Raw genomic sequence first — 12583 nt, forward strand, 5'->3', positions numbered from 1 at the left:
ATATTGGGGTTTAATCTATTTGGTTAAAATTGTCGTTTATTAACCAATAACAACGTTTAAAGATAAAAATTATTTTAACAAAACTTTTAGTTTTTACTATGAAAGTCAGATTTTATATTCTCTTTTACCCTATTCAGATCTGATGCAATAAGAAATCAGCTAAAATTGTTGATTAAACGTTTTACTATATGCTGTCTAAAGTTTTTCAATTTGATGGAAAAAATAATCGCTGTGCTTTTTATCGTAAACTAAAACGGTACTGCATTTACAATGGACTTCAGTACACCTGAAAATGCTGAATTAAAAAGCCTTTTGAATCATTTTGACAAAGTAGTTTACAACTACATTATTGAGAACAGAGTTAGTATAATCTTTTAATCCAAAAAATAAGTCACGCTTTTTTTAGAATCAAAAAAGTATTGGTAATAAAATATCAAAAGTGATGAGTTTTTAATTAATCTATACAGCTTCAGCAATTTATATTTACAGAATAATCAAACATTTATATACACTCTAAAGTTCTAAAAACATTATTTTTCAGTCTATGAACGTTTCTTTTGCAAAAGTTTTACTCAGCTTAACCACCCTTTTTCTTTTTTACAACCCAATTGTGTATGCTCAAAATGGAGATCAGATTTTAGACGGTATAGGAGAAACCGGTTTGATCGCACGTTATATTTTTGATGGAAACGCAAAAGATTGGTCACGAAATAATTTACACGCAAACCATCAAAAAAATGAGGCTTCTTATGTTTTAGACGAAGAGTTTGAAAAGGTTTTAAACTTATCTAATGGCTCGTATTTATCCCTTCCGGAAGAAACATTAAATGGTATTGAATCCTTAAGCATTACCACTTGGATTTACTTAAATACTGCAGAAAAAAATCAATACCTTATTGATTTTGGCACCTCTGAAGACTCACACCTCTTTGTTGATCTAACTGGAAATTACACCAAGAATCTTGAAGCTGCATTGGCAAAAAACGGGAAAGCGGATGTAAAAATACAACTACCTAGCCCGGAAGCTCAAAAATGGGTACATCTTGTAATGGTTATTGATTTCCCTTCACAAAGCTTCAGCACATATTTAGATGGCAAGCTTGCTGCAACCACAGAAGCTACAGATCTGGATTTGAGTACGATTTTTAGTACTGAATCTAACACCCTTTTACTTGGTAACTCATTATCTAAAAATGATTCAAACTTAGATGCTCGACTACACGACTTTAGATTGTATCGCATTCCACTAAGTAAAACTCAAGTTGCCCGCATTTATCAGAATTCGTCTAAAACCGGAAAAAGTGTGGTCAATGAGCGTGCTGAGCCAGAAGATAACCTTCCTGTTTTTGAAGACACAATCCCCCAACTTTACAATCAATATTTAACTGCTGTTTCAGATGTTACTGTTAAAACAGTTGTAGGTCAGCTTCCGCGCTTACCCAGATTTGTAAAAGGCAGTTATAAGCTTCCGGTAGGAACTATTCAAGTACGTGTGCTCTGGCCTGCTCCAGAAGATAACAGTAGTGTTTTAACACCTGGCACATATACCATTACCGGGCGAGTTTCAGGAACAGATTTTAAACCTACAGCAAAAGTAATTGTAAAAGAGAACGATGCAAATGCTACACCTGATCGTACGCTGGAACCCTTTCAATTGAATGAGGTGTCTCTTGATGCAAATGCTTTAGGACACGATTCAAAGTTTATTGAGAACCGCGATAAATTCATCAATACACTTGCTGAGACTAATCCAGATTCTTTTCTGTATATGTTTAGAAATGCTTTTGGACAAAAGCAGCCTGAAGGTGCAGAACCCCTAGGTGTCTGGGACACTCAGGAAACTAAATTGAGAGGTCACGCAACCGGACATTATTTAACAGCAATTGCACAGGCATACTCGAGCACTACTTATGATAAAGAACTACACCAGAAGTTTGAGGACAAAATGAATTATATGGTGGAAACTTTATACGACCTTTCTCAACTTTCAGGCACCGCTAGAAATGCAGGCGAAGATTTTGTTTCAGACCCTTCTGCTGTGCCAACGGGGCCAGAGAAATCTTTTTATAATTCTGATTTGAGCGAAACCGGTATCAGAACCGATTACTGGAATTGGGGCGTGGGTTACATCAGCGCTTACCCTCCAGATCAATTTATTATGCTTGAAAAAGGAGCGAAATATGGTGGGCAAGAAGACAGAGTTTGGGCACCGTATTATACACTACATAAAATATTAGCTGGACTTATTGATGTTTATGAAGTAAGTGGCAATGAAAAAGCTCTTAGCGTTGCCGAAGGAATGGCAAAATGGGTCTACATACGACTAAGCAAGCTTCCTACAGAGACCTTGATTACAATGTGGAATACGTACATCGCCGGTGAATTTGGCGGTATTAATGAATCACTGGCGCATCTGTATCGTATTACCGAAAAACCGGAATATTTAAAGACTGCTCAATTATTTGACAACATAAAAGTATTTTATGGTGATGCAGAACACTCTCATGGGTTGGCTAAAAACGTAGACACCTATCGCGGTTTGCATGCCAATCAACATATTCCGCAAATTATGGGAGCTCTTGAGCTGTACCGTAATTCTGAATCTCCGGAATATTATCATATTGCAGATAACTTCTGGTACAAGACCAAAAACGATTATATGTACAGCATCGGCGGTGTAGCGGGAGCGAGAGACCCTGCAAATGCTGAATGCTTTGTGGCACAACCAGCTACGCTTTATGAAAACGGTTTATCTGCCGGCGGACAAAACGAAACCTGCGGAACCTATAATATGCTCAAGTTGACCCGCGGACTTTTCTTCTACAGTCAACAACCGGAATTGATGGATTATTATGAGCGTGCCTTGTACAATCAGATTTTAGCTTCAGTGGCAGAAGATAGTCCGGCGAACACCTATCACATCCCCTTAAGACCGGGATCAAAAAAGCAGTTTAGCAATGCTGATATGAGTGGTTTTACCTGCTGTAACGGGACTGCATTAGAAAGCAGCACCAAACTTCAAAATTCAATCTACTTTAAAAATGTTGATAACAAAGCACTGTTTGTAAATCTCTTCGTGCCTTCAACCCTAAACTGGACGGAAAAAGATATTACAATCAAACAAGAAACAGCCTTCCCGCACAAGGACCATAGTACATTCACTATTGAAGGGAAAGGGAAATTCAGTCTCAACATTAGAATACCCGGTTGGGCTAAAAACGGAGTTGAACTTAAAATTAACGGAAAGATTCAGAATATTTCTATTGAGCCCGGCACCTATTTAAACGTAGAGCGCAAGTGGAAAAATGGCGATACTGTCGAACTCAAAATGCCTTTTAGTTTTCATCTGGATCCGATTATGGATCAGGAAAACATTGCCAGTTTATTCTACGGTCCGGTATTATTAGCAGCTCAGGAATCTGAACCGCGTACAGATTTTAGAAAGATTACGCTAGACGCTTCTGATCTCGGAAAAACCATCAGCGGAAATCCTGAAAAGTTAGAATTCAAAATTGATGGAGTTGTATACAAGCCTTTTTACGAGACGTATGACCGGCACTCTGTTTATCTGGACGTAACCTTGAAATAAAAGCTGCTAAAACGAAGGAAAAAGACCTCAATTGATTACACCAAGCAAACAACACAAAAAGAAAAACCCGCTAAATTAAGTTTAGCGGGTTTTTCTTTTTATTACCCTTATTTAATATAGCTAGGTCAATATATCTTTAAATAAAAAAGGCTTCACATTTCTGTGAAGCCTTTGTGGGCAATGAGGGATTCGAACCCCCGACCCCCTCGGTGTAAACGAGGTGCTCTGAACCAACTGAGCTAATTGCCCTTCTCGTTAGCGGATGCAAATATAAACCAATATTTAAGACTGCAAAACACTTTTTTGAAAATAATTAAATTATTTCTGCGACTACAAAAGTACTCCCCCCTATAAATATCAGATCCTCAGCATTTGCCGCTTTTTTTGCAGCCTCAAAAGCTTCTGAAATTTTTTTAAATTTTTTTCCTTTGAGATTAAAAGCAGCCGCTTTTTGCTGCAATTCATCAGAATTTAGCCCTCGAGGAACATCCGGTTTGCTGAAGTAATAAATGGCATGTTTAGGAAATAACGGAAGAACACTATTTAAGTCTTTATCAGAAACTACTCCTAATACTATATGAAGTTCTTTATAGCGCTCTTCAGCAAGCTGATTCATCACATAAGCAAGTCCTTCTTTATTGTGCCCTGTATCGCAAACTATTTTAGGACTGCTCTCCTGAATAACTTGCCAGCGTCCTAAAAGTCCGGTATTAGTGATCACTTTTTCAACTCCTTTTATTAAAGCTTCTTTAGAAATGCTTAGCGCTGTATTTTCATTTAAAACTTCAACCGCTCTTTGAACCGTTTTTTTGTTTTTATGCTGGTAGCTTCCTTTTAACTCACTTTCTAATTCAGGATAGTCAAAATCTGAAGCATAACTTATTTTGGCTTCTACCCCTTTTGCTTTAGCATCAAAAACACAAGTAGTTTGATGCTGACGCTCACCTATGACAACCGGAATATTTGCCTTTATGATTCCCGCTTTTTCTAAAGCAATCTCTTCAAGCGTGTCCCCTAAAATAGCTGTATGATCGAGACCTATATTGGTGATAACAGAAAGAATTGGCGTGATAATATTAGTAGAATCCAATCTTCCGCCAAGACCAACTTCTATCACTGCAATGTCCACTTTTTGCTCTTTAAAATATTGAAAAGCCATACCTACGGTGAGCTCAAAAAACGAGAGCTGATTTTGCGCTATAAAAGCCTTATGCTGCTCGATAAATTGAACAACGAATGATTCGTAAGCTAGCTGCCCATCTATGCGTATACGCTCTCTAAAGTCTTTTAAATGCGGAGAAGTGTGTAATCCTGTTTTATAACCTTGCTCTTGCAAAACCGAGGCCAGCATATGACTGGTAGAGCCTTTACCGTTTGTGCCTCCCACGTGAATGGTTTTATAAGCCATTTGAGGATTTCCCAAGCGATCACAAAGCAAAATGATATTGTCTAGATTTTTTTTGAATGCGGAAGCGCCTTGTCGCTGAAACATAGGCAAACGTTCAAACATCCAGTGCAGCGTTTGCTGATAGGTCATTATTCTGAAAGACTAAACTTGTACACTATTTTACCAATCTGACGCGAAGGTGCATCAGTGTCCGGGTTAAATTTTGTTGCCAGCGCTGCTGCTTTTGCAGGGTCAAGTAAACAACGGCTGTTGTTTGTAGTACCACGTACTCCAGGCGTCGCTTTGATCACATTTCCATTACGATCTACTTCGATACTTACAACAACGATACCAGCTTCATTGCAATCTTGCACACGCTTAGGCTTGCTGAGTGCTTTACGGCCACCTAACTGATAATTACCATCACCATCAAGACCTTTACCATTACCGTAATAACTCGATGCGTTAGGATCTCCATTAGGATCACCTTTATCGCCGGCTTGATTATCATTCCCTTCATCGCCGGTTGCAGTTCCGTTGCTTTTAGGTCCGTTTAAAATGCTTGATAACGCATCTGTGGTAGACTTGTCTGGCTTAGGATCTGGTTTCTTAGCTTCTACAGGTTTTGTAGTAGCTTTTTTAGGCTGCTCAGTTACGGTTTTTTTTACTTCCTTTTTAGGCTCATTTTTAATAACAGGTGCTTCTTCTACTTCTTGCGTCACCACTTCTTCTTTCACTTCGGAAGTTTTCTCTACCTGAGGTTCTGGAGTTGTGTTACGGGGAGCAGATTGTACAGCGGTCTGAGGCTGAATATTACCTGACCCTACATCTGAAGTACCGAAATTAATAGCGATACCACTCTCTGGAGGTGGATCAAGATAGTTTAATCCGGCAAAAAATAAGATCACCAACAACAAGGCATACAAAATGCTTGTTAAGGTGAACGATTTTCGTTTATGTTTTGTGTCTAAAAAGCTCAAGACCGAATTATTGTTAAATGTATATATTCTGGTAATTCAAAAACCAAACCACTTTAAAAACAGCGCTAAGGATTGAAGCGACATCCCCCAATTGCAATTGGGGATATAGCTGAAAGCCTGACGGCGATAGCCGGAGCGCCCCAATACTAATTAGGCCTTACAGCCAATACGATTTTGTATTTATTTCGGTTTGCAATATCCATCACGGTAACAGCTTCTTCGATAGGCACACCTTCTTCTGCACGTAAAATAATGGTAGGATCTTCAACACCTGTTAGCTCGCTGTTTATAAATGCCTCCAGATTATTTGAGGTCACCCGTTCTTTATTCACATAGATATCGAGATCTTTAGTAATACTTACTGAAAGGTTTTGTTGATTACTGGTTTTCCCTTTTGCTTTGGGCAGAATAAGATCTAGCGCATCTGGAGTGATAGCCGGTGAGGTCAGCAAGAAGAAAACCAATAACAGAAACACAATGTCTGTCATGGAACTCATACTAAACTCCGGACTTACTTTATTTCTTCCGCGTAAGTTCATCTTAAGCCGGTTCGTTTAATAAATCTAGAAAGTCTACCGCAGTTGCTTCCATTTGGTGTACTACTTTATCTGTTCTCACTACGAGGTGGTTATAACCTATATAAGCTACAATACCTACTATAAGACCCGCTACTGTTGTGGTCATCGCTGTATAAATACCTTCGGCAAGATTACCCATCTCAGCCTGACCACTACTGGTCGCCAACTGATGAAAGGCCAAAACCATACCTATAACCGTACCCAGGAAACCAATCATAGGACCAGCACCAGCAATAGTCGCCAATACACTTACATTTTTTTCCAGACGATAAACTTCTAATCGACCTGAGTTCTCAATCGCCGTGTTGATGTCTTCTAACGGACTACCAATACGACTGATTCCTTTTGCTGTAAGTCTTGAAACCGGACTGTTTTGCTGTGCGCATAATACTTTTGCGCTTTCTAAATTTCCATTAGCGATATGATCTTTAATTTGATTCATAAAGTTACTGTCCATATCAGAAGCAGCTTTGATCGCAAAAAGGCGCTCAAAGTATATGTAAATCGCCACAAAAAGGAGTACAAAAAGTACAACAATGATAATCTGACCGGGCAAACCGCCACTCATCAAAAGATCAAAAAGTGAAAGCGTCTTCTCTACCGGTTCTTCTTCGGCAGCAAGAGAAGGAAGTGTTTCTGCACTTTCCTGCAACAAGAGTGTAAGCATAGTTTATTTTAATTAGTTATGAGATAAACGTGCAAAGTTGTTTAAAATTATATACACCCTTGCACGTTTTAGTTTTTTATAAGAACATATAAACTCCAAGTAAACCAACACCTCCTAAAACAAGCGTATAAGGAAGCGCCATTTTTACCATTTTACCGTAAGAAAGATTGATTAATGGAGCTAAGGATGAGGTAAGCAAAAATAAGAAGGCAGCTTGTCCATTAGGAGTTGCAACACTAGGAAGGTTTGTCCCTGTATTAATAGCTACCGCTAAATGGTTGAATTGCTCTCTGGTAATATTACCCGCATCAAACGCTACCTGAACTTCATTAATATATACCGTAGCTACAAAGACATTATCACTAATCATAGAGAGAATACCATTTGCTAAATAAAACATGGAAGGTTGTGTTTCTACCGGAAGCGTCAACACATAATCAATAATAGGGGTAAACAAATGCTGATCGTGAATCATCGCAACGATCACAAAGAAAACAACTAATAATGCTGTAAAAGGAAGTGCTTCTTCAAAAGCTTTACCTAAACTGTGCTCGTCTGTAATACCCATAAATGCAGTTTGAACTACAATTAAGAATAAACCGATAAATCCTACCGGAGCTAAGTGCAAGGCTAAACTTAAAATTAAAAGAATCGCGGAAACACCTTGAATCCAAAGACCGAAAGTTTCTTTCTTTGTTCGTTTCTCATCAACTTCAGTAGTGTAATTTTCGATAATAGTACGAGCTACTTCTGGTAATTTATCACCAAAGCCGAAAAGTTTGGTTTTCTCAAGAATAAACGTAGTTATAATACCACACACAAGAACAGGGATCGTGATAGGCATCATTCGCTGGAAAAATTCAATAAAATCCCAACCCATTTTCTCGCCAATCAATAAGTTTTGAGGCTCCCCTACCAATGTACAAACACCTCCAAGAGCAGTACCTACAACACCGTGCATAATCAAACTACGTAAAAAACCTCTAAACTGCTCTAGTGTTTCACCACTTAAAGCCTTGCGATCAGGAACCTTATCAGCATCATAATCTGCATCTTCCATAGAGTGTATTTTGTGATATACTCCATAGAAACCTACAGAAACACTTATCAGTACTGCAGTTACGGTTAATGCATCAAGAAAAGCTGATAGGATCGCTGCCAGAAAAACAAAGAGCATAGAGAGCACGACCTTAGATTTGATCTTAGTAAATACTTTAGAGAAGATATACATCAGCATCGGCTTCATAAAGTAAATACCAGCAACCATAAACACTAAAAGTAATACTACTTCAAGGTTTTGATCTACTTCTTCATATGCTGCTTCAGGACTGGTAAGCCCTAAAATAAGCGCTTCTAAGGCCAGAATACCTCCAGATTGCAACGGATAACATTTTAAAGCCATCGCTAAAGTGAAAATAAATTCACCAATAAAGATCCAAGCTGTAACCATAGGACCTAAAAGATAATATGCGAACACATTAAAAAATAAGAAAGCTATCATCGCTAACTTGAACCAGCGCGGGCTACTACCCAAAAAATATTTTAACATTTGTATTTGTTTGTTGGTTAATTTTTCATTCTAAAGTTAAACCAGCTGTTGCAATGCTATTTCAAAAGCTGTTTTACTGATGTTATTTTTACTGCTATTGTGATTGTATGTATTCTGAATGGCATTTTTGATAGTTTGAGAAGTATCGTTAAAAATAGCTTCATCAGTCATCTGCACCCGACGCTCCATAAAATAAGCAAAAACGCGAGCCATACCGCAATTTGATATAAAATCTGGAATTACCGAAACACGTTCGTCAGTATGTTCCATAATAGGACCGAAGAAAATTTCCTTATCGGCAAAAGGAACATTTGCCCCACACGAAATCACTTCGAGCCCGGCCGTTATCATGGTATCTATTTGTGCCTGAGTAACCAATCTTGAAGCTGCACATGGTGCAAAAATTTCAGTTTTGATTTCCCAGATCTTTTTATTCACTTCTTCAAACGGAATTAGATTAGACGCTACTAATGTATTTCCCTTTTTAGTCAAGAACAAATCTTTTATTTCTTCAAAAGAAAAACCTTCTTCGTTGATCAGGCCCCCGGCTGCATCAATAATTCCTACAATTTTAGCACCTTGTTGAGCTAAGTAGTACGCTGCTGCCGCACCCACATTACCAAAACCCTGAATAACAGCTCGTTTCCCAGTTATACTTCCTCCATAAATATCATAAAAATGACGCGCAGCTTCTGCAACACCATAACCGGTGATCATATCTGCAACCGTATATTTTCTGGAAACATCTGGGGAATAGGCCGTGTTCTCTAAAACTTTGATCACACCTTGACGCAGCTGTCCAATGCGGTTTATCTTATCTGCTTCAGTTGGTCTGAAGTGGCCGTTAAACACCCCTTCTTGTGGATGCCAAACACCGCTTTCTTCTGTAATGGGAATAACTTCGTGAATCTCATCTACATTGAGATCTCCTCCCGTTCCATAATAACTTTTAAGCAAAGGAGATACTGCAGCATACCAGCGTTCTAAAACGCCTTTTTTACGGGGATCAGCAGGATCAAAATTGATTCCGCTTTTCGCTCCACCAATTGCAGGGCCCGAAACTGTAAACTTTACTTCCATGGTTTTCGCCAATGAAAGTACCTCATTACGGTCTAGCCCTTTACGCATACGAGTACCGCCTCCGGCAGCACCACCTCTCAACGAATTAATCACCGTCCAGCCTTCTGCTTCGGTCTCGGGATCATTCCAGTGAAATACAATTTCAGGTTCTTTAGTTTCGTAACGATTTAATAAATCTTTCATGAATTTATTTAGAGGGTTGACAAATATAACGACTTAGGTGGTTTTCCCTATCGTTTTCGTATTAATTTAAGGTGAACATACTATACCTGCGCAATGATTTTTTGAAGCACCTGTAATAGAATTCAATACATTTATAGAATTGCGTAAACGCAAAACACCCATAAAAGCAAAAATTAAAGCTTCTTTAAATTCGATGGTTTTTGCATCGGGTATTTCAAGCTTAATTTGAGACAATTGCTGCGTGCGTTTTATTAAAAATTTATTGTAAGCTCCGCCACCAGTTACCAAAACGCGATTTTCACCCTTTCCATTTGCTAGCAAATTTATATTTGCTGCCAGCTGCACAGCCATATGCTCAGTAAAAGTCGCGATCTTATCTTCAATAGTGGCTTTAGATTGATTGAGTATAGGAAAAATTTCACGTTTTACCCACTCTAGCCCTAAGGATTTTGGAAAAGGCTCTTTATAAAATATCAAATTATCAAGCCGATTGAGCAATGAACCATCAACAGCTGCTGAAGCTGCTATTGCTCCATCTTTGTCAAAACCAAAACCCAATTGACGTGTCAAATGATTCAACACAATATTAGTTGGACAAATATCATAAGCGATGCGCTTCTGATTCTGCTCAAAAGAAATATTAGCAAAACCACCTATATTCAAACAAGCTTTAAAATCTTTAAACAGCAACCTGTCTCCTATGGGAACCAAAGGTGCACCTTGCCCGCCAAGCGCAACATCCTCAATCCTAAAATCACAAACAACTAAAATTTTACAAATCTTCGCAAGTTCAGGTTTGTTCCCTATTTGGTAGGTCACTCCCTGATCTGGTCGATGAAGTATTGTATGACCGTGAGATGCAATCGCATCAATTTTTAATGGGTTTCGGTCTCGAAAAGTATTGATTGTCTTAGCGAGGTATGCTGTATACTCAATATCCAGCGATTTTAATTCTTCAGGAGATAAATCTACCGCATCTTGTAAACGAACTACCCAGGCTTCAGGGTAAGGAATAGTCTCACATACCAACAACTCGTAACTCCACCTTGCTTCTCTTTTAAATCTCACATAAGCGAGGTCTACCCCATCTAAAGAAGTGCCACTCATCACGCCTAAAACAGTATAAGAAGTGCTATGCATAACAGCTTAAATTATGATAATCCTTAAATTTTTGCGTGAAAACTATTAAATATTTAAATTTCAGCATATTTATTATTACTTTTTGAATTTTCAATAAAATAATTGATTTATTTTGCAAAGTATTATGCAAGCATAGTAAAACAGTGTCTTTAAGATGCTGTTCAAATATCTAAACCTATTCACTGGGTGAAAGGTATTAAGAAAACGATATATTTTAATCTAAAACTGAAATTAGATATGGATTTTAGCCTGAGTGAAGAGCACATTATGATACGTGATGCAGCTCGTGAATTTGCACAAACCGAATTGCTTCCGGGAGTTATAGAGCGTGATGAAAAACAACATTTCCCAAAAGAATTGATTCAAAAAATGGGAGACATGGGCTTTCTGGGAATGATGGCTCCTACAGAATTTGGCGGCGGAGGAATGGACAGCATCTCTTATGTGCTGGTAATGGAAGAACTGAGCAAAGTTGACGCTTCTGCATCTGTTATCGTTTCAGTAAATAACAGTCTTGTGAATTATGGCCTGGCTGCTTATGGAAATCAGGCTCAAAAAGAAAAATACTTATCAAAATTGACTACCGGTGAAAAACTAGGTGCTTTTTGCTTAAGTGAGCCCGAGGCTGGAAGCGATGCTACTTCTCAAAAAACTACCGCAATCGATAAAGGAGACCATTATATTTTAAACGGAACCAAAAATTGGATTACCAATGGTAGTTCTGCAGACTATTATCTAGTTATTGCTCAAACTGATAAAGAAAAGAAACACCGCGGTATAAATGCATTTATCGTAGAGAAAGGATGGGAAGGTTTTGAAATAGGCCCTAAAGAACAAAAATTAGGCATACGAGGTAGTGACACACATTCTTTAATCTTTAATGATGTAAAAGTGCCTAAAGAAAACCGTATCGGTGAAGATGGATTCGGATTTAAGTTCGCAATGAAAACACTTAGTGGCGGGCGCATAGGTATTGCGGCACAAGCACTGGGGATTGCCTCAGGTGCTTTTGAACTAGCTAAAGATTACTCTAAAGTACGTAAAGCTTTTGGTACCGAAATTTGCAACCACCAGGCAATTGCATTCAAACTAGCAGATATGGATGTTGAAATTGAAGCAGCACGTCATCTGGTTATGAAAGCTGCCTGGGATAAAGATCAGGGGAACAACTACGATATCTCAAGTTCTAGAGCAAAGCTTTATGCTTCAAAAGTAGCTATGGATGTTACTGTTGAAGCTGTACAGATTCATGGCGGAAACGGTTTTGTAAAAGAATACCACGTAGAACGCTTAATGCGTGATGCAAAAATCACGCAGATCTACGAAGGAACCTCCGAAATTCAAAAAATTGTTATCTCTAGAGGATTGCTAGACAACTAAAAGTCTCATTTTAAATAAAGAAAGCACCAATTTTAAAAAGAAAATGGTGC

General features: G+C 38.3%; 9 protein-coding genes and 1 tRNA gene. 2 read left to right on the plus strand and 8 right to left on the minus strand.

Annotated features, from left to right (window positions below; genetic code table 11):
* Window positions 1-544: 544 nt before the first annotated feature.
* A complete protein-coding gene (locus tag DSM03_RS00700) occupies window positions 545-3589 on the plus strand; it encodes a beta-L-arabinofuranosidase domain-containing protein (RefSeq protein ID WP_128761459.1) in 3045 nt (1014 codons plus the stop codon).
* 174 nt (window positions 3590-3763) lie between these two features.
* Here DSM03_RS00700 and DSM03_RS00705 read toward each other — a convergent pair.
* The 8 genes from DSM03_RS00705 to DSM03_RS00740 form a co-directional block, all read right to left on the minus strand.
* Window positions 3764-3838, minus strand: a tRNA-Val gene (locus tag DSM03_RS00705).
* 64 nt (window positions 3839-3902) lie between these two features.
* Window positions 3903-5126 (minus strand): bifunctional folylpolyglutamate synthase/dihydrofolate synthase, encoded by a 1224-nt coding sequence (locus tag DSM03_RS00710; protein ID WP_128761460.1) that lies wholly within the window; start codon window positions 5124-5126, stop codon window positions 3903-3905.
* On the minus strand, window positions 5126-5956 hold the full coding sequence (locus DSM03_RS00715; protein WP_128761461.1) for an energy transducer TonB: 831 nt from the start codon (window positions 5954-5956) through the stop codon (window positions 5126-5128). Before DSM03_RS00715 ends, DSM03_RS00710 begins: the two co-directional genes overlap by 1 nt.
* A 146-nt stretch (window positions 5957-6102) precedes the next feature.
* Window positions 6103-6495, minus strand: coding sequence for an ExbD/TolR family protein (locus tag DSM03_RS00720; protein ID WP_128761462.1), 393 nt, complete (start codon window positions 6493-6495; stop codon window positions 6103-6105).
* 1 nt (window position 6496) lies between these two features.
* Window positions 6497-7201: a MotA/TolQ/ExbB proton channel family protein gene (locus DSM03_RS00725; RefSeq protein ID WP_128761463.1), complete on the minus strand. Its 705-nt coding sequence runs from the start codon at window positions 7199-7201 to the stop codon at window positions 6497-6499.
* A gap of 76 nt (window positions 7202-7277) precedes the next feature.
* The gene (gene nhaB, locus DSM03_RS00730) at window positions 7278-8750 is read right to left on the minus strand and encodes a sodium/proton antiporter NhaB (RefSeq protein WP_128761464.1); all 1473 of its coding nucleotides are present in this window, start codon (window positions 8748-8750) and stop codon (window positions 7278-7280) included.
* A gap of 36 nt (window positions 8751-8786) precedes the next feature.
* Window positions 8787-10013, minus strand: coding sequence for a Glu/Leu/Phe/Val dehydrogenase dimerization domain-containing protein (locus tag DSM03_RS00735; protein ID WP_128761465.1), 1227 nt, complete (start codon window positions 10011-10013; stop codon window positions 8787-8789).
* 66 nt (window positions 10014-10079) lie between these two features.
* Complete coding sequence (locus tag DSM03_RS00740) at window positions 10080-11153, minus strand: anhydro-N-acetylmuramic acid kinase (RefSeq protein WP_128761466.1); 1074 nt, start codon at window positions 11151-11153, stop codon at window positions 10080-10082.
* Between the two features lie 237 nt (window positions 11154-11390).
* On the opposite strand from DSM03_RS00740, the gene DSM03_RS00745 reads away from it, so the two are divergent.
* Window positions 11391-12533 carry an acyl-CoA dehydrogenase gene (locus tag DSM03_RS00745; protein ID WP_128761467.1) on the plus strand — a complete coding sequence of 381 codons (1143 nt, stop codon included), beginning with the start codon at window positions 11391-11393 and terminating at the stop codon, window positions 12531-12533.
* Window positions 12534-12583 lie beyond the last annotated feature (50 nt).

It is taken from the genome of Leeuwenhoekiella aestuarii (assembly GCF_004104055.1).
GTDB classification, from domain to species: Bacteria; Bacteroidota; Bacteroidia; order Flavobacteriales; family Flavobacteriaceae; genus Leeuwenhoekiella; species Leeuwenhoekiella aestuarii.